The 23,175-nt window shown below is 39.6% G+C and carries 21 protein-coding genes; 9 read left to right on the top strand and 12 right to left on the bottom strand.

The genetic code is table 11. The features are described from left to right. Positions 1 to 396: 396 nt before the first annotated feature. Positions 397 to 627 carry a hypothetical protein gene (locus tag FTT76_RS15210; RefSeq protein ID WP_078190858.1) on the bottom strand — a complete coding sequence of 77 codons (231 nt, stop codon included), beginning with the start codon at positions 625 to 627 and terminating at the stop codon, positions 397 to 399. 236 nt (positions 628 to 863) lie between these two features. Between FTT76_RS15210 and FTT76_RS15205 the strand changes: the two genes are divergently transcribed. Beyond that, entirely contained in the window at positions 864 to 1,340 is a 477-nt protein-coding gene (locus tag FTT76_RS15205) for a CinA family protein (RefSeq protein WP_180007802.1), read from the top strand. 79 nt (positions 1,341 to 1,419) lie between these two features. Next, positions 1,420 to 2,037, top strand: coding sequence for an aminotransferase (locus FTT76_RS15200; protein WP_180007803.1), 618 nt, complete (start codon positions 1,420 to 1,422; stop codon positions 2,035 to 2,037). Positions 2,038 to 2,101: 64 nt separating this feature from the next. Here FTT76_RS15200 and prpC read toward each other — a convergent pair whose 3' ends face one another. Next, positions 2,102 to 3,238 (bottom strand): 2-methylcitrate synthase, encoded by a 1,137-nt coding sequence (prpC, locus tag FTT76_RS15195; RefSeq protein WP_180007804.1) that lies wholly within the window; start codon positions 3,236 to 3,238, stop codon positions 2,102 to 2,104. A gap of 3 nt (positions 3,239 to 3,241) precedes the next feature. After that, a complete protein-coding gene (gene prpB / locus FTT76_RS15190) occupies positions 3,242 to 4,126 on the bottom strand; it encodes a methylisocitrate lyase (protein ID WP_180007805.1) in 885 nt (294 codons plus the stop codon). Between the two features lie 239 nt (positions 4,127 to 4,365). On the opposite strand from prpB, the gene FTT76_RS15185 reads away from it, so the two are divergent. The 3 genes from FTT76_RS15185 (at position 4,366) to FTT76_RS15175 (ending at position 6,620) form a co-directional block, all read left to right on the top strand. After that, complete coding sequence (locus FTT76_RS15185) at positions 4,366 to 5,019, top strand: TetR/AcrR family transcriptional regulator (RefSeq protein WP_180007806.1); 654 nt, start codon at positions 4,366 to 4,368, stop codon at positions 5,017 to 5,019. 112 nt (positions 5,020 to 5,131) lie between these two features. Then, positions 5,132 to 6,052 carry an ornithine carbamoyltransferase gene (gene argF / locus FTT76_RS15180; RefSeq protein ID WP_078193464.1) on the top strand — a complete coding sequence of 307 codons (921 nt, stop codon included), beginning with the start codon at positions 5,132 to 5,134 and terminating at the stop codon, positions 6,050 to 6,052. 91 nt (positions 6,053 to 6,143) lie between these two features. Beyond that, on the top strand, positions 6,144 to 6,620 hold the full coding sequence (locus tag FTT76_RS15175; protein WP_180007807.1) for a hypothetical protein: 477 nt from the start codon (positions 6,144 to 6,146) through the stop codon (positions 6,618 to 6,620). 330 nt (positions 6,621 to 6,950) lie between these two features. Here the strand turns inward: FTT76_RS15175 and FTT76_RS15170 are convergent, their stop codons facing one another. The 7 genes from FTT76_RS15170 to rpiA form a co-directional block, all read right to left on the bottom strand. Beyond that, the gene (locus FTT76_RS15170) at positions 6,951 to 7,304 is read right to left on the bottom strand and encodes a YnfA family protein (protein ID WP_180007869.1); all 354 of its coding nucleotides are present in this window, start codon (positions 7,302 to 7,304) and stop codon (positions 6,951 to 6,953) included. 76 nt (positions 7,305 to 7,380) lie between these two features. After that, on the bottom strand, positions 7,381 to 9,657 hold the full coding sequence (gene clpA, locus FTT76_RS15165) for an ATP-dependent Clp protease ATP-binding subunit ClpA (protein WP_180007808.1): 2,277 nt from the start codon (positions 9,655 to 9,657) through the stop codon (positions 7,381 to 7,383). A gap of 12 nt (positions 9,658 to 9,669) precedes the next feature. Continuing rightward, positions 9,670 to 10,083 carry an ATP-dependent Clp protease adapter ClpS gene (gene clpS, locus FTT76_RS15160; RefSeq protein WP_078188641.1) on the bottom strand — a complete coding sequence of 138 codons (414 nt, stop codon included), beginning with the start codon at positions 10,081 to 10,083 and terminating at the stop codon, positions 9,670 to 9,672. Positions 10,084 to 10,101: 18 nt separating this feature from the next. Further along, positions 10,102 to 10,851: a hypothetical protein gene (locus FTT76_RS15155; RefSeq protein WP_180007809.1), complete on the bottom strand. Its 750-nt coding sequence runs from the start codon at positions 10,849 to 10,851 to the stop codon at positions 10,102 to 10,104. 79 nt (positions 10,852 to 10,930) lie between these two features. Next, positions 10,931 to 11,977: an N-acetyl-gamma-glutamyl-phosphate reductase gene (gene argC / locus FTT76_RS15150; protein ID WP_180007810.1), complete on the bottom strand. Its 1,047-nt coding sequence runs from the start codon at positions 11,975 to 11,977 to the stop codon at positions 10,931 to 10,933. A 629-nt stretch (positions 11,978 to 12,606) separates the two neighbouring features. Further along, a complete protein-coding gene (locus FTT76_RS15145; protein WP_180007811.1) occupies positions 12,607 to 13,284 on the bottom strand; it encodes a SprT family zinc-dependent metalloprotease in 678 nt (225 codons plus the stop codon). 215 nt (positions 13,285 to 13,499) lie between these two features. Then, entirely contained in the window at positions 13,500 to 14,171 is a 672-nt protein-coding gene (gene rpiA, locus FTT76_RS15140) for a ribose-5-phosphate isomerase RpiA (protein ID WP_180004663.1), read from the bottom strand. A gap of 107 nt (positions 14,172 to 14,278) precedes the next feature. Here rpiA and ilvA point away from each other — a divergent pair, with 107 nt between their 5' ends. The 4 genes from ilvA (at position 14,279) to FTT76_RS15120 (ending at position 18,632) form a co-directional block, all read left to right on the top strand. Continuing rightward, complete coding sequence (gene ilvA, locus FTT76_RS15135) at positions 14,279 to 15,817, top strand: threonine ammonia-lyase, biosynthetic (RefSeq protein WP_180007812.1); 1,539 nt, start codon at positions 14,279 to 14,281, stop codon at positions 15,815 to 15,817. Between the two features lie 194 nt (positions 15,818 to 16,011). After that, entirely contained in the window at positions 16,012 to 16,479 is a 468-nt protein-coding gene (locus tag FTT76_RS15130; RefSeq protein WP_180007813.1) for a hypothetical protein, read from the top strand. Positions 16,480 to 16,583: 104 nt separating this feature from the next. Further along, positions 16,584 to 17,243, top strand: a complete 660-nt coding sequence (locus FTT76_RS15125; RefSeq protein WP_168378595.1) for a TrkA family potassium uptake protein — start codon at positions 16,584 to 16,586, stop codon at positions 17,241 to 17,243. Positions 17,244 to 17,294: 51 nt separating this feature from the next. Continuing rightward, positions 17,295 to 18,632, top strand: a complete 1,338-nt coding sequence (locus FTT76_RS15120) for a TrkH family potassium uptake protein (protein WP_078188650.1) — start codon at positions 17,295 to 17,297, stop codon at positions 18,630 to 18,632. A gap of 377 nt (positions 18,633 to 19,009) precedes the next feature. Here the strand turns inward: FTT76_RS15120 and FTT76_RS15115 are convergent, their stop codons facing one another. Both FTT76_RS15115 and FTT76_RS15110 read right to left on the bottom strand, forming a co-directional pair. Then, the gene (locus tag FTT76_RS15115; protein WP_180007814.1) at positions 19,010 to 20,167 is read right to left on the bottom strand and encodes a phospholipase A; all 1,158 of its coding nucleotides are present in this window, start codon (positions 20,165 to 20,167) and stop codon (positions 19,010 to 19,012) included. Positions 20,168 to 20,185: 18 nt separating this feature from the next. After that, positions 20,186 to 23,125 carry an insulinase family protein gene (locus FTT76_RS15110; protein WP_180007815.1) on the bottom strand — a complete coding sequence of 980 codons (2,940 nt, stop codon included), beginning with the start codon at positions 23,123 to 23,125 and terminating at the stop codon, positions 20,186 to 20,188. Positions 23,126 to 23,175: the final 50 nt, after the last annotated feature.

Here is a 23,175-nt window from a genome sequence, read left to right as displayed (position 1 = left end):
AAAGTCGTTTGAATGATTTCTTCTTGGTCTACGTGCCATAAAATACTCCATATATTGATGTTTATAACATCATTTGGGGAGCAAAATATCACTTATAAGTGTTGTTCAAATTTCCTGATCCACCTCTTAAGTACCCGTTGTATTAAAGCTTTTTAGAAATTTAAATAAATCCATTATTTCTTCCCCCCATGAAAAAATAAATAAATTATACTCAATAATATCTAGTGGATTAAATAGCCGTTGGTCGAATAGCTAGAGCTATGGATCAAGTGATCATTAAAAAAATATGTATTACTTTTGAATCTAGACTTATCTAAAGTTTGAATCAGGCAAATACAAAAATACAGTTCCCAACTCAATGAGAACTGTATTATTAATACTACAAATTGATCGAAATTAAACAGCAAGTACTTTCACAATAATGGTTTGCATGTCTTCATTTTCTTCAGCCAAATAAACACGCTTTAACTCTTTACTTTTCACTTTGAATTGATGATTTTGATACTGAATTACAGCCGGAATTTGATCAAAATACAGGCTATCTGCGTCTAATTCTTCTTGAAAAAGTGGCGTGCCCAATTGATAGTCTAGGCTTTTTAATACTACATATTTAACAGTCGTTTTCATTGAAATAAACCTACTTTTGTTACGCTCTTTATTTTAAGTTTTAACATCGTTTTCCTTCCGAAAAAACCTTTATTTCATATTTTCGTACAGCTTCTAAGCAATCACGCTATTTTTGTGAATTCCACAACACCCACAGTACCAACTTAGACTTTTAGTGAAATTACAGGCGAGCGGAATCAATGCTAAAATTTTAAGAATACTAATGATCATTCACCATTCTACTTTGGGGTAAGCACATGCTTAAACAGTGTTGCGATGCTTTAGAACAAAAATCCATGACTATCGCATTTATCGAGAGTGCAAGCTCTGGTTATTTATGTAGCCAATTTTCAATTTATAAGAATAGTGGTGCAGATATCTTGTTAGGTGGTCTGGTCAGCTATGATCCGTCGATCAAGCGTGAAATTTTAAAAGTAGATCCTCTACTGATAGAACAATATACGGCCGAATCGGCAGAAGTGACTCAAGCGATGGCTGAGCACGGACAACAGCTTTTTTCACGTGCAAACTTTGTGGTTGCCTGCACTGGATTACTCAAATCCGGTGGCAGCGCAACTGTAGAAAAACCCGAAGGAACATTTTATATTTCAATCTTACATGACAGTCGTATTTATAATTACCACTATTTTATTTTAGGTACAGCTTTAGAACGCTTAGATCAGTTAACTGAAAATGTTGCTCACAGTGTATTAGACATCTTAAATGCAGAATAAAACATACATAATCTTCATATTTAAATATCATTTTGCATAGCATACTGTATTGAGAAATTTTTCTCATCAGGACAAGAAAATGCAGCTACGTCATTTCAATGCATTCGCAATTAGCACACTACTGTCCTGCTCTGCTTTGGCTACGGTAGGCGGCCCTCAAACCATTGAGGTTTTAGGTTTTGATAAAAAAGACCAAAAAATCTATTTAATGCGTCATTTTGAAGATGGTCGTGGTCGTTTACCACAATTATATTATTATCAATTAAATAGCCAAAAACCGACGCAATTAATTACAGTGAAGTCTTTGTATATTAATCCAAAGACAAAACGGATTGATTACGATCAAGACAGCACCCAGTTTGATAAAGAAATCGCGAAAATAAAAAAACGTTTGGTCGAATTAACACCAGTAAATAACAATAATGCTCGAATACAGGTATTAACAACCAAGAATGGCACTGCAAAATCATGGTATGACCCCACTGAAACCATTGATAAATGGACCTATCAATATCGTGTTAAAAATTCGCAGTATAAAAGCGCTGTACAAAAGGCTGAGACCTATAAAGAAGGTTTAAAAATCTCTAAAACTTATCGTGTAGTGCAAAAGCCTTTTTATTTAGTAACTGTTAAATATCTAGGGATTCCATTTGAAACAGGATATAGCGTTGAAGATCCAGTTTTATTAACCAAATAGATTGTTAAATTAAATAACAAATAATAAAAAAGCCTCTTTTGAGGCTTTTTTATTACACTTAAAATTATGCTGCAGAACGCTCTGCAATTGGCACAACTTTACGTAATTCCGGACCTGTATAGTCCGCACTTGGGCGAATAATACGATTGTCCGCACGTTGTTCCATCACATGCGCTGCCCAACCTGTTACACGGCTCATCACAAAGATTGGCGTGAATAATTTGGTTGCAATATCCATGAAATGGTATGCAGATGCATGGAAGAAATCAGCATTACAGAACAATTTCTTCTCGCGCCACATCACTTCTTCACAGCGTACTGATACTGGATAAAGCACAGTATCACCGACGTCTTTAGCTAGGCGTTCAGACCAAATTTTGATGATGCCATTACGTGGATCATTGTCTTTATAGATCGCATGACCAAAGCCCATGATCTTTTCTTTACGCTCAAGTTTGCCGAGCATTTCACGTTCAGCTTCTTCTGGAGACGTCCAGTTTTCAATCATTTCCATCGCAGCTTCGTTCGCACCGCCATGTAATGGGCCACGTAGTGAACCAATTGCACCTGTGATGCATGAATGCATATCTGACAATGTTGATGCACATACACGCGCTGTGAATGTAGATGCGTTAAACTCATGCTCTGCATACAAAATCAGTGATACGTTCATCACTTGCTCGTGCAATTCATTTGGTTTTTCGCCACGCAGTAAATGTAGGAATTGAGCGCCGATTGAATCATCATCGGTGTTTTCTTCTACACGTACACCATCATGGCTGAAACGGTACCAGTAGCAAATGATCGCAGGTAGCGTTGCCAAAATACGGTCTGCAACATCTTGTTGTTGTTCAAACGATTGTTCAGTTTCAAGGTTGCCTAACATTGAAACGCCTGTACGCATCACATCCATTGGATGTGAGTCCGCAGGAATACGTTCTAATACTTCTTTCAACGCTTGTGGCAATTGACGCAATGATTTGAGTTTAGCTTTGTATGCTGCTAATTGTTCTGTTGTTGGCAATTCACCAAAGAAAATCAGGTACGCAACTTCTTCAAACTGACAGTTTTCTGCCAAGTCTTGAACGTCATAACCACGATAGGTTAAGCCCGCACCGCTTTTGCCTACAGTTGAAAGTGCAGTTTTACCCGCTACTTGTCCGCGCAGTCCTGCGCCCGTGAGTACTTTTCCTTCAGCCATTTTTTATTTTCCTTCAGTGAACAATTTATCTAAGGTATTTTCAAAAGTGTGATAATCGAGGAATTGATAGAGTTCTTTTCGTTGTTGCATTTTATCCAGTACATTGACTTGTGTACCGTCATTGCGGATTGCATGCATCACTTCGAGTGCCGCTTTTTGCATTGCACGTGTCGGAGACAATGGATAAAGCACCATTGAAATGCCTTGCTCGCCTAATTCTTCTTTGGTGTAGTAAGGGGTATCACCAAACTCTGTGATATTTGCCAATACTGGTACACCCACAGCATCGCAGACTGTTTTGTACATGGTGATGTCTGTCATTGCTTCAGCAAAGATCGCATCTGCTCCTGCTTCTACACATGCACATGCGCGGTCGATCACTGCCTGCAAACCTTCTTTTTGTAATGCATCTGTACGTGCCATCACCACAAAATTTGAATCGGTTTTTGCATCGACTGCCGCTTTAATACGGTCAACCATTTCTTGTTGTGACACAATTTCTTTGTTTGGACGGTGACCACAACGTTTTTGTGCCACTTGGTCTTCGATATGCACCGCTGCTGCACCCGCAGCAATCATTTGTTTCACAGTACGAGCAATGTTAAATGCACCGCCCCAACCTGTATCGATATCGACGAGTAATGGCGTATCTACACGTTCAGTAATACGACGAACATCTTCCAAAACATTGTCTAAACTGGTCATGCCTAAGTCAGGTAAACCATATGAATAGTTCGCAACACCTGCACCAGATAAATATATGGCTTTATAGCCAACTTCTTTTGCCATCATTGCTGCATAGGCATTTACTGTGCCAATGATTTGTAATGGTTTTTCGATTTCCAATGCTTGTCTAAATCTTAAGCCTGCAGACGTTTGTTGTGTCATATTCCTTTCCACGGCATTTACTTTAATTTTCGAAGTTTGAGTATATCCATATTTTTTTCCAACTCTATGGCTTTGTAGAATATTAACTCTAAAACTTTAGTCAAATATTTCACTTGTCACCTATCTGTTGTTATTCTTTAGTCAAAGATCTCTTATTTATGAGCAAAGCAGAAAAGAACTGAATTTTTTGCTATAATTATCGTCAGCTCAGATCTTTTTTTGTTAAATATTATCACTTTATGCAAGATTTAATACACATTGAACCTTTAACGCATGACCAGCCACAAACGCGGCGCGGACATGAACGATGTGTTGCGCTTTTAGAAAGTGCTACGGAGCTTTTTTTAAAACGTGGTTTTGATGCAGTTTCATTAGATGACATCGTGAATCATGCAGGTGGTTCAAAAGCGTCAATCTATAAATATTTTGGTAATAAAGACGGATTATTTAAGGCCATTTGTGACTATCGTCGCTGCTTATTTTTCAAAGATATTTGCCTACCATTTACGGTGAGCCCTGACACCGATATTCGTGCTTATCTCATCAATACTTTAAGTGACTTTCATCAGCATATTGTGATGCCTGAAAATGCGGCATTTATGCGGTTAGTCTTAGAACAAACAGGACGTAATCCTGAAATAGCACGTTATATTCATGAGCAAGGCCCAAAACAAATTCAGAACACCGTTGCAGAAATTTTAAATCAAGCGCATCAACACGGTTTGCTGTATTGTGAAAACCCGTTGTTTTCGGCTCAATTTTATTTTGGAATTTTGCGTAATTTAGAATGGCGCGTTCTCATGGGCATCAGCATTGACGAAAATGATCAAGAAACCATCAATTACATCAGTTATTGCGTCGATCGTTTCCTAGACGGTCACCAAAAGCGCTAGATTTTTTGCATTTTACCTCTCTTATAGTATATTAATCGATTCCTTTTTCTCTAACCAACCAACAACTAATTGTTGTTTTGTTTTTTGATTCAGCAATTATTGTGGAGTAACAATGGCTCTACGTCACTTTCTAACTTTACGCGATTTATCGACTTTAGAACTTAACCAAATTGTACAGCGCGGTATCGAACTCAAGCGCAAACAGCATAACAATGAAGTTTTCCAACCTTTCGTTGGTAAAGTCATGGGCATGATTTTTGAGAAATCGAGCACCCGTACACGTGTATCGTTTGAAGCAGGAATGAGCCAATTTGGTGGTAGCGCAATTTTCCTTTCATCTCGCGACTCTCAATTAGGTCGTGGCGAGCCAGTAGAAGATTCTGCACGTGTGATTTCAAGCATGCTTGATATTGTGATGATTCGTACTTTTGGTCATGACATTGTTGAACGTTTTGCTTCTTATTCAAAAGTTCCTGTCATCAATGCATTAACAGATGATCACCACCCTTGCCAATTACTTGCCGATGTTCAAACATTTGTTGAACACCGTGGTTCTATTGAAGGTAAAACTGTTGCTTGGATTGGTGATGGCAACAATATGTGTAACTCATATATTGAAGCTGCTCATATGTGGGGCTTTAAATTAAAAATCGCTGCACCTAAGGGCTATGAACCTAAAGCAGAATTTTTATCTGAATTTGCACACTGTGTGGAACTTGTTGATTCTGCCGAAGATGCTGCAGTTAATGCAGATTTAATCGTTACAGATGTTTGGGCAAGTATGGGCCAAGAAGAAGAGCAAAAAATTCGTGAAAAAGCGTTTGCTGATTATCAAGTGAATGAACGCCTGATGGATCTTGCTCACGCTGACTGCCTATTTATGCACTGCTTACCTGCGCATCGTGGCGAAGAAATTTCTGAAAATATGCTTGACCACAAAAATGCTGTGGTTTGGGATGAAGCTGAAAATCGCTTACATGCACAAAAAGCACTTGTTGAATTCTTAATTAACGAAAATCTTAAAAAAGACTAAGGTTTTACTTAGATAAATGAAGCACCTTCGGGTGCTTTTTTTGTTTTTGCATGCTTTAATAAAACCATAACTTTTATAAGTGATTAAGATTATGCGTTTAAGAAATATTTGCTTATTGGCTCTTGGATTGAGCTTATCTACTTTTAGCTTTGCTGGTGAACCAAGTGAATTAGATCAATACTTGGTGAAAAATCAGATTTTAGATAGCAATTTTAAAATTAAAAATAAAACAGGTTTAAACGAAATACTTTCTGCCATAAGTGACGAAGACTCTCGCACCCTTCCTTTTCAAGTTGACCAAAATATGTTGATGGAAAAAATGGAAGTTTCAGCAGATAAAATAGAAATCGAAGGAATTATAACCACACCTGACTTTACACAATTTGCAGAATCGGTCGGCCAACAGCAAGTCAAGCAACTGATCAAAAAGAATTCTCTACAAAATTGTGAATTGCTATTTGAGCATCAATTTCAACGTGTAAATCCATATGTGTTAGAAATGGACTTATCTTCACCTCAACAGAAATACGAAATCAAAATCCACAACGCTGAATGCAAATTTAAATAAACATCTGATGTTACGCACGCCAAAGTAATTTCGTATTTTAAAATGATTTTTAAGTCCATTCGACGGAGTCTTACATCTAGGGTTTGAATGAATGGATTGGCCTTCGGCTGGAGGTACTTTTGTTTCGACAAAAGTACCTAAAACCATTGCCATCCGCAAAACTCGTTCACTAGCACCTACTTATTCAAGGTATCGCAAAAACATTTTTGATTAAAAGTAGTCCTGTCTCAAACAATTGCGGATGACTTTTCCGCGTATTGTTCTTTTTATTTGAATCAGATTGCGCTTCTGATTTCTTACAGTTCTTGGTTTAACTTCTGCAATGTTTACTTAACGAATTAAACCTTGAGGCTGTAATACAATCACAGCTGCGCCCACCAACACAATGACGCCACCTAGCATATCCCATCGCGTTAAACTTATTTGATCAACGAAACGCAACCACAGTAATGCAGAGAAAATATAGATTCCGCCATAAGCTGCATAGATACGACCCGAAGCTGCTGGATGCAACGTCAATAACCAAACAAATGCAGCCAATGCAAGTGCTGTAGGAATCCATAACCACTGCGATTTTTGCTGATTTAAAATCAAATATGGGAAGTAACAGCCTAAAATTTCCATCAATGCTGTTAGTGCAAATAAACCGAAAGTGGTCAGCACTTTTGTTAATGATACGTCCATCATTGAGAAATCCAAATCTAGCGTTGAATAAATATAAAAAACCCGTGCAAGCACGGGTTTTTGTTAAATAAATTGATTAAGCTGGTTCAGCGGTTTGGTCTTCAAACACTTCGAGTTTTAAGCCCACTGCTTTGCCATTTTCTTTCTTCACTGAAACAGCAACATTGCCGCCATGTTCCGCAAGCTCACCAAACAGAATCATTTCAGCAAGCGGTTTTTTCAAATGCTCTTGGATTAAACGCTGCATTGGACGAGCGCCCATCAAGCGATCGTATCCTTGCTCGGCCATCCATTCGCGTGCATCTTGATCAACCTCAAGAACCACTTTCTTATCATCTAACTGTGCCTGAAGCTCTGTTAAGAACTTATCAACCACACTTTCAATGACCGTTGTTGGCAATGCTTTAAATTGAATAACACCATCTAGACGGTTACGGAACTCTGGTGAGAAGGCTTTTTTCATCGCGTCTTGGTTATCATTACTGTTGTCTTGATCCATAAAACCAATGCTCACACGTGAAATTGATTCTGCACCAATATTCGTAGTCAGTACTAACACGACGTTACGGAAGTCAGACTTACGACCATTGTTGTCTGTTAATGAACCATGATCCATAATTTGAAGTAACAAATTAAAGACATCTGGATGTGCTTTCTCAATTTCATCAAGTAATAACACGCAATGCGGATTTTTATGAATCGCGTCGGTCAGCAAACCACCTTGATCAAAACCAACATAACCCGGAGGCGCACCAATTAAACGAGATACTGCATGACGTTCCATGTATTCCGACATATCGAAACGTACAAGCTCGACGCCTAATAATTTCGCCAATTGCTTAGTGACTTCAGTTTTACCCACACCTGTAGGACCCGCAAAGACAAAATTACCCACTGGCTTATCTGGTGCTTTAAGCCCCGCACGAGATAATTTAATCGCAGATGCAAGCGCTTCAATCGCTTCATCCTGACCGAACACCACACGTTTCAGATCACGCTCTAGATTTTCAAGAACGCTCTTGTCATCTTTAGAGACTGTTTTTGGTGGAATACGGGCAATTTTCGAAACGATATCTTCAATGTTTTCAACTGAAATGACCGTATCATCTTGCTCAGCTTTTAAACGACGCTGCGCACCAGCTTCATCAATCACATCAATGGCTTTATCAGGCAAGAAACGATCATTGATAAATTTTGCAGATAGTTCTACCGCAGAAACCAACGCTTGATCTTCGTATTTCACATGATGGAATTCTTCAAATTTGCCTTTTAAGCCACGCAGAATATCAATCGTTTCTGAAATAGATGGTTCATTGACATCAATTTTTTGGAAACGACGAGATAATGCATGATCTTTTTCAAAAACTTGACGGTATTCTTGGAAAGTCGTTGAACCGATACAACGTAAAGTACCATTCGCCAAAGCTGGTTTGATGAGGTTCGATGCATCCATCGTGCTGCCCATACTTGAGCCTGCACCGATGATCATATGAATTTCATCAATAAATAAAATAGCTTCGGGCTTTTTCTTCAATGCATTTAACAGTTGTTTTAAACGCTTTTCAAAATCACCACGGTATTTAGTTCCTGCAACTAAAGCACCAATGTCTAAACTAAATACTTCTGCATTTTCAAGCGGTTTAGGAGCTTTGCCATTTACAATGAGCCAAGCCAAACCTTCAGCAATCGAAGTTTTACCTACACCCGGATCACCCACCAAAAGTGGGTTATTTTTACGGCGACGACATAGAATTTGAGCTGTACGTTCAATCTCTTTTTCACGACCAATCAGTGGATCTGTTTTGCCTTTTTGAGCTTCAACATTCAGATTGGTCGTATATAGCTCTAATGGGCCAGAATTTGAAGACGTGGTGTTTTCACCATCGAGCTCTTCGATTTCTTCTTCGGCTTGGACTTCGTCTTTACGTGTGCCATGAGACAAATACTGCGTTAATGTCAAACGGTTGATTTGATGGCGTTTAAGTAAATACACCGCAAATGAATCACGCTCTGAATACATCGCAACTAAAATGTCTGCACCTTCTACAGTGCGGTCATTACCACTCGATTGCACATGGAAAATTGCACGCTGCAAAATACGATCAAAACTTTCTGTAGGATGTGGCGCTTGATCGCTATTTTCGCCAAGCTTAGGGGTATGTTGTTCTACGTATTCTTCAAGTTCTTTCCGAAGCACAATAATGTCTGCGCCACATGCTTTCAATGCATTAACAGCGGAATCATTATCCAGTAAAGCCAATAATAAATGTTCTACCGTCAAAAATTCATGTCTCTTTTGACGAGCCATGCTGACAGCCAAACGTAGTGATACTTCTAATTGACGACTGAGCATGTAATCCCCTTATTAATCTTTTGGCTCAATCTGACAAAGTAATGGATGACTTTGCGACCGAGCGTAATTATTGACCTGATTTGCTTTAGTCTCTGCGATGTCTCGCGGATAAACCCCTGCAACACCCTTTCCTTCATAATGTACAGTTAGCATTACTTGAGTGGCTTGGTCAAGATTCAAAGCAAAGTATTGTTGTAAAATTTCAATTACAAAGTCCATTGGGGTGTAATCATCGTTCATTAAAACGACAGCATACATAGGAGGACGCTTTAACTCAGGTGGCGCAGTCAATACTTGAATGTCTGAATCACCATCATCCTGCGTACCTTGGCTGAGAGTCGGGTTTAGATGCCAGTCCACTAAACCAGATTGGTAAAATGAATTTTTAATGTCAGATAAACACGTTTGACGCTTATTGGTTCGCATAGGATTTAGGTTTCACACTTAGTTTGCACTTGCTTCAGTTTGAGGAATTTCTGAAAGGAAGGCAGATTGATTTTCAACAGGCTGACCTTTCGACCAGCTAAAACGGCGAATAACGGGTTTAGAACCGGTTAAACGCACTTCAATAAAGTCTGGACTAAAGCCTTTTGGCATGGTCCAACGTCCAGTGAGTCGCTCACTTTCGCTAAAGTTAAAGTTTTTGTCTTCTAAAGGCACTGCAAGTACTTCTGTACCCTTAATTAGACGCAGCTCAACACTTCCAGACACATTACTTTTTGACGGACTTACTTGAACGAGATCAAGTTGGTATTCATACGCATTTTCAGGTAAAGGTTTAATCGCTAAATGTTGTACTGCAAGAGGCATACCACCACGTTGGCGCAATACTTCACGATACAAAACACTCAAATTACCAGTTAATTCTTGATCATCACGTGCTTTTTTAACAGCCAAATATAAATCATTTGAATTACTTACAGCGACATCACGCTCTTGGATTGCCGCATTCAAACTTTTATTTAGGCCTGCTAATTCAGTTTTTTGCTTTTGCACCACATCAACAAGTTGCTCTGCATCTGCATCATAACCGACCACAGTTAAGCCCTGACGATGACCGATACTATATCCGAGCAAACCGCTGCTCAATGCAAGTACAACTGCACCAATCGCCAGTGGCATATTCGTCTTCATAAAAGGCGTTTTTTCACTGTTTTCAGATTCTGACTTGAAATTAGATTCTGTATTCGACATCGTCATCTCTTATTTTTAATTCACTCAAGGCACACATTAAAATCCAGTTTTAAATGTGTGTGAAGTTTTAAATCGTTTCTTATGGTAATAAACCAATGCCTTGAAGTCCTGCATTTTCAGCAAAACTAAACATCAAGTTCATATTTTGTACGGCTTGGCCTGCAGCACCTTTCACCAAGTTGTCTTGAGCCACCAAAATCACCAATTTTTTCGGTTGAGGTTTGCAAATCGCAATACGTAATTGGTTCGCACCACGCACAGTACGTGTTTCAGGTGAGCTACCTGCAGGCATAACATCTACAAACTGCTCATTGGCATAGAACTGTTCATATATGCTTTGTAAATCCGCAGAAGCACCTGCGTCTGTCAAATCAATATAGATAGTGCTGAGCATGCCACGAATCATCGGTACTAAATGCGGTACGAATAAAATTTCATTAAACACACCTTTTTGACCTGAAATATTTTCTAAGGCTTCTACAATTTCAGGATGATGACGGTGACCCGCTACACCATAAGCTTTAAAGTTATCTGCATTTTCAGAATAGATCATACCCAGGCTGGCTTTACGACCTGCACCAGACACACCTGATTTTGCATCAATAATAATGCTTTCAGGTTTCACTAATCCTTCAGCTTTTAATACTGGCGCTAAACCGAGCTGAACAGTTGTTGGGTAACAACCTGGGTTACCAATCACTGAAGCCTTTTGAATTTTTTCACGGTTTAATTCAGACAAACCGTAAACTGAATCTTTTAATAATTCTGGGCAAGCATGGTCGAGGCCATACCATTTCTCAAATTGAGCTAAGTCTTGCAAGCGGAAGTCAGCAGCAAGGTCAATCACTTTAGTATTTGCAGCAACTAACTCTTCTGCGTGTTTCATTGCAACACCGTGCGGCGTCGCAAAGAATACAACGTCACATTGTTTTAGTTCTTCAATATTTAGATCTGAATAGCAAAGGTCTGTATGTGCACGCAAGCTTGGGAACATATCATCCACACGGCGGCCATTTTCAGTACGCGAAGTTAAAACTTTCACTTCTGCATTTGGGTGTCGCAGTAAAATACGCAGTAATTCAACACCTGTGTAACCTGTACCGCCGACAATACCTACTGAAATCACGCTCTTTACCTCTATTCAAAGTATCCATTTGATGACTGCGTAGTATGACAGGAAGTTACGGTTTTCTGAACTGTTTTGACATATAAAGCTTCACTTTATAATGTTAGCTTATCTTCTGAATCCTATTAAGTCAGATCATGCATATAAATCCTGATCATTACCTATCCACAGCTCAAGGTCGTGTCTTCACTAAAGAAAGAAATATTCCAGCATGACAATGCTGTTTTGACGCTTTTAAGCATGAATTAAAAACTAACCCAAAGGTTAAAATCATTTATATATTGATCGGATGCCAAGGGGCTGGGAAATCAACTTGGGCCAAAAACCAAATATCCCGCGAACCTGAAAATATTATTTTTGATGCTATTTTAGTAAAGCAATCTGAACGTCTACCGATAATTGAGCAAGCTAAATAATTGGGTAAAAAATGCGTTGCTGTATGGTTTCAAATCCCGCTCGAAGTATGCATAAAAAGAAACGCTCAACGCCCTTCAGATGAAATAGTCGATCTGATGGCATTAACCAATGTTTATTACGCATTAGAACCGCCTACATACCAAGAAGGATTTGATTTAATTGAAATAATATATTAAGAAATGCTTTAGTGTTTACAACTTAGTGCCTTTAATTCAGAGCACCCACCACCAAGGCATTGCCGTCATTTTTAGTATTTTTCGATGCTGCTGAAAATTTATATCATGCTTTTGCACTTCAGCCCAAAAGTTTGGGCTATGGTCAAAGTGCTTGGTATGCGCTAACTCATGTACAGCCACATATCGTACAACTTGCTCTGGAAACAGCACCAATGCGCTATTCAGCATAATATCATGGCGCGCTGAACAGCTTCCCCAGCGCGTTTTGGGCTGACGAATTGAGCAATCACCATATTTCAAGCCTGTTTCACTGCTCACTTGCTTTAAATAAATTGGTAAATACTCTTTGGCATAAGCAATCACAAAGCTTTTTAAATATTGCTCAGGCTGTCGATCACTGATGAATAGTTGATGGCTTTCGTCATCCAAGATAAATGAATGTTTTTGCGTTTGATAAACAACCATTAACGGTTGTTCTAAATTAAATAACTTTAATTTTATTGGCAGACTTCGATCCTGCAGCCCTGCTTTTTCCTGCTGCTTCTGCCATGTCTCAATCATCCATTGTTCTGATTGTTTCAGAAAATCTTGCACTTGGCGCTGTGTACAAAATTGCGGCACTGTTAATTTAATTTGAGTTGGTTCTACTCGCAATCTTAAGCGTGTGGCACGTAATTTTCGGGTGATTTGAATTTCAGGGAGGTTGGGAGTCATTTATTCTTTTTAAAAGCTTATTAATAATGCATAAAATTTAACTTTAAGCAGTTTTCAAAAGTATATTGAGGGTTCCTTCTCCCTCTGGGAGAAGGTTAGGATGAGGGGGACATTTAAATTGACCTCTCCCTAACCCTCTCCTCAAAGGAGAGGGAACTTCCATTAGAAATTTAAATATAAATCGAAACTCTATTTACATTTAAATTTTCTATAGATTAAACCGCTGTACGCTCTTCAATACCGTTATCAGTGGCTACAACCGCAATATCCGCCTTGTTTAGAGCAAAGATACCGTTACACACTACACCCGGAATATTGTTTAAAGTTTTTTCAAGTTCCAATGCATTTAGGATATTTAAGTTGTGTACGTCTAAAATTACATTACCGTTATCTGTTACTACGCCTTCACGGTACACAGGATCGCCGCCTAAAGAAACGATTTTACGTGCCACAGCAGAACGTGCCATTGGAATCACTTCTACAGGAAGCGGAAATTCACGTGCCAACTGATCAACCCATTTAGAATCATCTACGATACAAACGAATTTTTTCGCAATAGACGCCACGATTTTTTCTCGAGTCAACGCAGCGCCGCCGCCTTTAATCATGTGCATATGACGGTCGATTTCATCTGCGCCATCCACATAGGCATCTAAACCACCAACATGGTTCATATCAACCACTTCAATGCCTAATTTTTTCAAACGTTGTGCAGTTGCTTCAGAACTGGCAACCGCAGCTTCGAGTTGAAGCTCTGGCAATAATTCGATGAGGAAGTTCACAGTACTTCCTGTACCAACACCCAAAATACCGCCCTTTGGCAAATGCTTTAATGCAGCTTTTGCGGCAGCTTGTTTCTTTTCATCTTGGGTAGCATACAGACTCATAACTTGGCTCAACTATTTTTTGACATTTGTTGCTGATTTTACAGCCCAAATGTACGGGTGTTTGTTACAATGAACGCCTATTTTAAACTGTTAGATGGAAAATTAACATGCTGTCTCGTTTGGTTCGACAAATATTACAGGCAACAGTCTATGACGTTGCAATCGAAACCCCACTCGAAGCAGCGCCACGAATTAGTGAAAAACTAAACAATAACATTCGCTTTAAACGCGAAGATTTACAACCTGTCTTTTCTTTCAAGCTACGCGGTGCCTACAACCGTATTAGTCAATTACCGAAATCTCAGTTGGAACGTGGCGTTATTACTGCTTCTGCAGGTAACCATGCTCAAGGCGTGGCGTTATCTGGTAAAAAGTTGGGTATTCGCGCCATTATTGTTATGCCTAAAACCACACCAGACATTAAAGTACAAGCGGTTAAACGCTTAGGTGGTGAGGTAGTTCTGCATGGTGATTCTTTTGACGTAGCCAATAAATATGCAATCCAATGTGCAAAAGATGAAGGTATGACCTTTATTCCACCTTATGACGACGAACTCGTTATGGCCGGTCAAGGAACCATTGCCAACGAAATTTTGCGTCAATGGCGTGATGTAGAGTATGTATTTGTTGCTGTTGGCGGTGGCGGTCTCATTGCCGGTGTAGCTGCTTATTTAGGTGATGTGGCACCGCATGTTAAAGTCATTCCTGTTGAATATGACGAATCAGCATGTTTAAAAGCAGCCTTTGAAGCTAATGAACGTGTCATTCTTCCATCTGTTGGTCTTTTTGCCGACGGTACAGCAGTTGCACAAATTGGTGAAAAACCATTTGAAGTGATTCAGCTACAAAAATCAGATAACTCAGGCCCAATTGTTGAGCGTGACGTTATTTTGGTGAATACAGATGAAATCTGTGCTGCAATTAAAGATACCTTTGATGAGTGCCGCAGCATTGTAGAGCCGTCAGGTGCAATGGCGCTTGCAGGTATTAAGAAGTATGTTGCAGAGCATGGTCTAGAAAATAAAAATATGGTGTCGATTGTATGCGGCGCTAATATGAACTTTGACCGTCTGCGCTACATTGCAGAACGTACTGAACTGGGTGAACGTAAAGAAGCGATCTTTGCTGTGACCATTCCAGAAGAAAAAGGTTCATTCCTCCAATTCTGCCGCGCACTACAAGGCCGTAACATCACTGAGTTTAACTACCGCGCAAGCTACTCAAGTGCCGCTCAAGTGTTTGTGGGTATTAGTCTCAAAAATGGCGAAAAAGAACGTCAGGAAATTTTTGAAACCTTAAAATTCCAATACGATGTAGACGATCTTTCAGACGATGAAGTGGCTAAACTCCATATCCGTTATTTAATTGGCGGTCATGCCGATATCGAGAATGAACGCCTATTCCGCGTGGAATTCCCTGAACGTCCAGGCGCATTACTGACTTTCTTAGAACGTCTAGGCCCAACGCATAACATCACCCTATTCCACTACCGTAACCACGGTGCTGCGGAAGGTCGTGTATTGGTGGGTATGGAAGCAACGGATGCGAAACAAAACCCAGATGGTTTGATTGAAACATTGGAAAATATTACCTATCCATATGTTGAGATTACCAATAACCTCGGTTATCAACGTTTCTTGAAATAAGTAAAATTTCTATATGAAAGCTGGGATCTAGGTTCCAGCTTTTTTATTTGCATCAACTATTTCCTGAATCAAAATAAATAAATTCATCAAATTAATTCATCAACGCTGTCATTGTTGTTAATTTAACCATACCCTATAATCCATTGAAAATAAAACAAAATGGATATTTAAAATTGAATTTTTATGCCTTATTTATGATCGCTATTGTAGGTTTAGGTGGATATTTTTATGCATATCCGGCTTATCAACTTAAGCAAGAGGAAGATAAGATTCGTCAAAGTATGAAACAAATTCCAAATCAGTCCCGTACGCAAAATCTAGAAAATATTTACGGCTATACCGCGCAAGCTGAAATGTTGAATCAATATCCAAATTACATTGTATATATTCGCTTTGATGAGCTAAGTGATCAAACCGCTCCCGAACCTGTTCAAGCCATCATCCGTGAATTTTCATGCGATGGCTTAAACCGTTTAAAGAACAATTCTGAGCTCGTTCGTAAAGCCACCTTAAATGTCATTAAAGAAGATCAGCATCAATTTCAATACATTCTAAAAAATAAATTAGGCTATGAAATTTTTAAATACCAACAAGTTATGGATAATTGCCCCAATATTGTTGAACTTTATGCCTATCAAAATGCTGAAGAAATTAAAAATTAGAGCTTTTCGGTTTAGATGGATTATGTAAATTTCCATAGCCGCTCCAGGCTGAACAAGCTAACATCAACATATTCAATAACTTTAGAATAATTTAGGAATACGGCATGGCTCAATTCGCTGTGATTGGCTTAGGAAGTTTTGGCGCAACTGTAGCCACTGAACTCATGGGTTTAAAACACGATGTCATTGGAATCGATAGCAACAAAAAGTTTGTTGAAAGTATTTCGGACCAACTGACCCATGCAGTGATTGCTGACGCAACAGATGAGCACGTTTTACATGAACTCAATATTCAAAATTGTGAAGCCGTCGTAGTCGCAATTGGTGAAGATATTGAAGCCAGCATCTTATGTGTGCTCCATCTTAAAAACATGGGGATCAACAAAATTTGGGCCAAAGCCAAGTCCAAAGCGCATCACATGATTTTAACCCATTTAGGCATCAGCAAAATCATCCATCCTGAAGAAGATATGGGTGTCCGTGTTGCTCAGTCACTAAGTTATCCAATGGTGAGCCGCTACATGGTACTCGAAGATGACCATTATTTGGTGAAAGTTGAAATTAAAGAATCACAACAAGGCACGCGTTTAAATCAAATAATGGATCATGTCCCTGAAGTGAAGACGATTTTGCATAAACGTGGCACCGAGCTTCAATATAGTTTAGATCCGAACCTGATTTTACAAACAGGCGATATTTTAGTGGTTGAAGGTTTACTCGAACATTTACGTCGACTGGCTAAACACTTTAAAGCAACTTTGTAATCAGCGTCGAGCTCCTTTTGCACATAATCACGCAAGATGACAGTAAAAAACATGAAACTGCACAATAAACAGCGTAATACCATTAATCTCAGCCCACCCAGTATTTTGGCATTGGGTTTTCTTGGGCTCATTATCATTGGCACCTTGCTGTTAAAGCTCCCATATTCACATCATGGTGATTTAAGTTGGATCAATGCCCTCTTTACAGCGACCTCTGCCGTAACCATTACTGGACTTTCAGTTGTGAATGTCGGCGAAGCCTATACGGTGTTTGGTAAAGTCGTGATTATGGGTTTACTACAATGCGGTGGTCTCGGTTTTATGACCTTTGCGATATTGGCCGCTATGAGTTTGTCCCCTAAAATTGGGCTAAAACAACAAATTATGGCTCAAGAAACCATTGGACAAACCAGTCTTGCCAAAGTGACCATGACTATTAAAGGCGTACTGCTTTATTCGCTATTTTTTGAAATGGTGGGAACGGTTATTTTGACCATCGCTTGGATGCAAGAATACAATTTTAACCAGGCCCTGTTCTATGCTGCCTTTTATAGTGTTTCAGCATTTAATAATGGTGGATTTTCATTATTTCCCAATAGTTTAATGAGCTTTGCTGACCGTTATTTCATTACGTTTACCATCAGTATGCTTTACATTATTGGGGGTATCGGCTTTTTGGTACTGATGGACATTAAGCGCAATAAAAGTTGGAAAAAACTCAGTACCAATAGCAAGCTGATTTTATCGACTATTGCGGGTTTAAATGTCTTTGCCTTCATCACCATTTGGTTATTAGAAGCTAATAATGCTGCTACCTTAGCTACGATGTCACTTGGTGACCAAGCCCTAAATGCTTGGTTCCATGCAACTGTTCCGCGCTCTTCGGGTTTTAACAGCTTACCCATGGAAAGCATGAGCGATGCATCTTCACTGATCACGATGTTACTGATGTTTATTGGTGGTGGTTCTCTCAGTACAGCTGGTGGCATCAAAGTCGGGACGTTTATTATTGTTGTACTCAGTGTGGTCAGTTTTTTAAGACGTGAAGATGAACTGCGTGTGTTTAACCACTCTGTTTCTGAAAAAACGACCTTTAAAGCATTAGCGGTGATTTTCATTACAGTAACGTTGATTTTCATTGGCTTTTTCAGTCTATTGCTTCTCGAACCTGATAAACGCTTTTTAGATTTGTTGTTCGAAGCGGTATCCGCTGCCTGTACAGTAGGCCTATCTCGTGGCATCACCAGTGACTTACAACCTGCTAGTTTAGTTGCCCTGATGTTATTAATGTTCGCAGGTCGACTTGGACCCTTAACACTGGCTTATCTGATTGCCACACCGAAGAAGAGTCGCTTAAAACACCCACCTTCTGAGATTCAGATTGGTTGATTTGTACATTTTCTCACAGTTATAAAAAAACCACGCCATAGCATGGTTTTTTTATTTACTGATGTTACATAGTAACATCAGAAGCGTAATTTGATTCAAATGAAAGAACGATACGCGGTAAGGTCATCCGCAAGTGTTTGAGACAGGATGACTTCTAATCAAAAATGTTTTTGCGATACTTTAAATAAATAGACGCTAGAGAGCGAGTTTTGCGGATGACAATGGTTTTGGGTACTTTTGCCGAAACAAAAGTACCTCCAGCCGAAGGCTAATCCCTTTATTCAATCCCTAGATATAAGACTCCGTCGATTAGACTTAAAAGCATCTTAAAAATGCGAAATTACTTTTACGTCCGTAAATTAATTATTGAGCAATCATTAAAACCAATTCATTAATGACACACCGACACCGACATAGGTTGCACGATGGTTATAGTCAATCAGACTTTCACCATAACCATCAAACAATTGAACTGTACCGCGCAATTTACCATTGATTGGGAAAGTCCAATCAAACTGCACAGCACCATGTGAATCATCACCACCTTTTAGTGAATGGCGCAACATCAAACTAAAGTCATGATCTTTATGACGATAAAACGCTGTTAAATCCCCACGTCCCACATAATCGGTAATATCTGGGTTGTTATCATCTTTGGTATCTTCTTCGAAACGATACCAAGGACGTAACATCAGTGCAAAATTGTCACGTTCAAATCCTAGATTTAACATAACACGGTTCCAACTCCGCGATAAGGGATCAGAACGCCCATTAGACTGATGGTTAAAAGTTAAGCCCAGCATACGCCAGTTCAAACCCAAGAGTTCATAGTTGGTACGAAAAACCAGACTGGCTTCAGGCTCATAGTTGGTTTCACGGAATGGTCGAGATTCATCTTCGTTGTAGACTTGCCAACGAGAAGACTGGGTATAGCCCAACCAGATATCACCATTATCACCAAATAAGTTTTCAACAGCTTTGGTTTTTAATGACAATTGGAACTTGGCTTCCATCGATTTCAGGTTTTGTTCCTGATCGGCTTGTACCGTGTTGTTTTCATTCGGGCTTGATGGACGTTCATTTTTATCTGAAGTCCAGTATCCCGGCATTAAATACACAGGTTGATAGCCACGAATATTCCACGTCCCTAATTTACTTTCTGGAGAAAGCTCCCAACGACTATCCAATAATGAAAGGTTTGGATTAAGGTTCGGTGCTTCTACAGCGAATAAACGGTCCGTAAACGCATGACTGACTTTTTCTTTGAATGTCAACTTTTCAGTCGGTTCAGGTTTAATTTCTTGTGCGGCTTGACGCTCAGAAACCAACATTTCTTTTTCAGCAGGTTGCACTTTAAACAAAGCGTCATAACACGATAATCGCTCTGCATTTGACTCAAGTGCCACACATGCTTCAGCGGTAGCTGGTTTAACAGCCACTTCCGCATTTTGTGCATTTACAGTACTGACATACATTGAACTGAGCGCAATGAGGCTCAGTTGCAATGTCGTACGCTCAAGAGATTTGAACGCCATAAAAACCCCTTTTTTGTTTTAATTCACTTGTTTTATTTCGAAACCAAGCTCAACCAAAGCCTCTCGCTTCGCCACCGGTGCAACCACAGCTTTTGTCGGTTGTTGTTCAACCAAGTACGCCACAGCAACACGTTTTAGATCATCCAAAGTCACATTCAACAGACGTTCACGTAACATTTGACGGAAAGCTGGCGTGCGTTTATGCAATAAAGCATAACAAGCTGTAATGGCTTCACCCGCTGGTGAACCCGGTTTATCCATGCTGGCAATTAGACCCAAAATCGCTTCTTCTAGCTGATGCGGTTGTTGTTCAGCATTCAGTAGCCACTGCACACTTGCGTCAAAATCTTTAAACGTTTCAGCTAAACGTGGGTCACGATAGCTATAGAAACGGAATGAACATGCATTACCGTCATAGCTTGCACCACCACCATAAGCACCACCTTTTTCACGAATCGCGCTATGCAAGAAGCCATTACGTAAATAAGCCGCCAAAATCATTAAAGGTGCTGCATCAGGATGCGACACTTCCACCGCAGGATATGCTGAAGCGCAGAACTGAACATTGGCTTGAATGAGCCAAGCTTCGTCATTGTTGCTATCTGCAAAATTCACTTGAGTTAAAGCATGTGGGTTATCATCAATCGCCACTTTATCCCAAATGGTTTGAACTTCCTCAACCAATCGGTCTGAATGATGTTCTTCACACACCACCAAGAATTGTTTTGGTGCTTTAAGCAAACGGTTATGAATTAACTTAAGCTCATCAATCAAGGCATTATAAGCCGTGTCGTCTTGCTCAATTTTGCTGACAAGTTCTGACAACCAGTTCAGCGCGCCTAGGCCTGTATTATGATAATCACGTAGCGCCAATGCACTATGTTGACGACCTGCAATTTGCATTGCATAACTATGACCAGAACCAGATACACGTGACTGCCAACGTGCTTTACGTTGTTGCAATAACTCTACGATACGATTTTTTTCATCAAAACGTAGCTGTTCAAAAGCCAATTTCAATAAGCGAATAGCTTCAAGATTATTCACCAATGATTTAGTGGTTAGAGTCAGCCAAGCACTAATTTGACCTTTGTCGTCCACTTTTGAACGCAGCGACGCACCCATACCTAAACCGCCACTCACAGCTGTTTGCAACTGTTGTAGCTCTAAGTAGTCGTATTCACCTGCACCAACTTCACCCATCAAAATCGACAAGAGGTTGAAATACGGCGATTGCACCACTTCATCAGGAATCTGAATCAAAACTTGTTGGTAGTAGAGACCATTAGTGCCTGCATGGTAAAGATTTAAAGGTGTGTCCAATCCATTACTGATAATTTCGCGTAATTGACCTTGTATAATCTGTAATTGTGCAGGAACGTCTTCTAAACCTACTTTAGGCAATAGGTTCAAATCATCTGGGGTATCTTGACGAATGTTCAGTGCTTCAGTCTGCGCAATAATCTCTGCTTTTTGCGCTTCAGTTAAGTTCGCATCAATTTCTTTTAAACGTGCTTTTTCTGCTGCCGCTTCCAACGCATTTTTTTCAGCATCTGGAACCAAAGTTAATTGCACACGATGTTGATTATCTAGCAAGTATGTTTTGATTAAGTTAGATAACCACATTGGGTCTTTCAACTCTTCCTTCACTTGTTCAATGGCCGTATCCACATCCCAAACATCCACAGGGTCTGAATGGTGAATCGCACTGCTTAAACCATTCAGAATTAAGCTTAGGCCATAGGGTGTACCATCACCATTGATTTCACGCTGATGCAATTCAATTTGATGCAAAATCGCCTCAACTAAAGTCGGATCAACAGGCTTGGCCGCAACGTCTTCTAATACTTTAAACACGCCATTTTTAAATTGTTCTGCATGCTCAGGGTTTGAACCTTGAATTGCACAGTAGAACGTCATTTCATAGTTTGAGTCATCTACGCCCATAAATGGACCAGTCGACTGTGCATAACCACAGGTTTCTAAGTAATGACGTAATGGTGAAGCAGAATCTTCAAGCAATACCCCCTCAACCAAACGCATACCTAAACGTAATTTAATATTACTTGCTTCAGGCAATAACCAAGAAAGCACATGATAGGTTTTGTCTTTGAGGTCTTCAGCATCAACTGCATACGTTTCAGTTACAGTTACAGGCGCAGTTAAACGACGCTCAGGTTTTGAATACAGCGTTTGACCTTTTTCAAATTTTGACAAAGCAAGCGTTTCAAACTGTTCTTGTAAGTTATAAGCAGGCTCATTACCAAAAGTCATGAACACCGCATTACTTGGGTGATAATGTGATTTGTAGAAACTGACCAACTCTTCATAGCTTAAGTCAGGAATGTCTTTAGGATCACCACCTGAGTTGTAATGATATGTCGTTTCTGGGAATAAATGATGGGCAAGTTGGTGATACAACTGATCTGAAGGTGAACTCATGGCACCTTTCATTTCATTAAATACCACGCCTTTATATACTGCTTCGCCATTTTCTAGCTCAATACGAATCCCTTCTTGCGCAAAATCAAGCGGGTTCAAATTCGCAGCAAAAGCAGCATCCATATAAACTTCTAACAAGTTTTGGAAATCTTTTTTATTTTGTGTTGCAAATGGATAAGCCGTCCAATCCGCTGCGGTAAACGCATTCATAAACGTATTGAGTGAACGGCGAATCATTAAAAAGAATGGGTCACGTACAGGGAACTTTTCTGAACCACACAGTGCTGTATGCTCAAGAATATGCGCCTCACCTTTTGAATCCATCGGCTGCGTACGGAAGGCAACTAAAAATACATTTTCATCATGGTTTGTGGCTAAGTGATAATGCACCGCGCCAGTCACTTTGTGTTTATATTCAGACACTAAAATGTCTAAAGCTTCAACATGATGTTGACGAATCAACTGAAACGCGGGATGTACAGTTTGAGAAATGGTTTCAGTGACATCTACAGTCATGTGTGCTCCTAATCTATTCATTTAAATTAGGCAAAGTATACCTTAAAAAA

Origin of the sequence: Acinetobacter sp. YH01009 (assembly GCF_013420765.1) — a bacterium.
GTDB classification, from domain to species: domain Bacteria; phylum Pseudomonadota; class Gammaproteobacteria; order Pseudomonadales; family Moraxellaceae; genus Acinetobacter; species Acinetobacter amyesii.
Note: the sequence above shows the minus strand (reverse complement) of the source record. Positions and strands in the feature narration are given on the sequence as shown.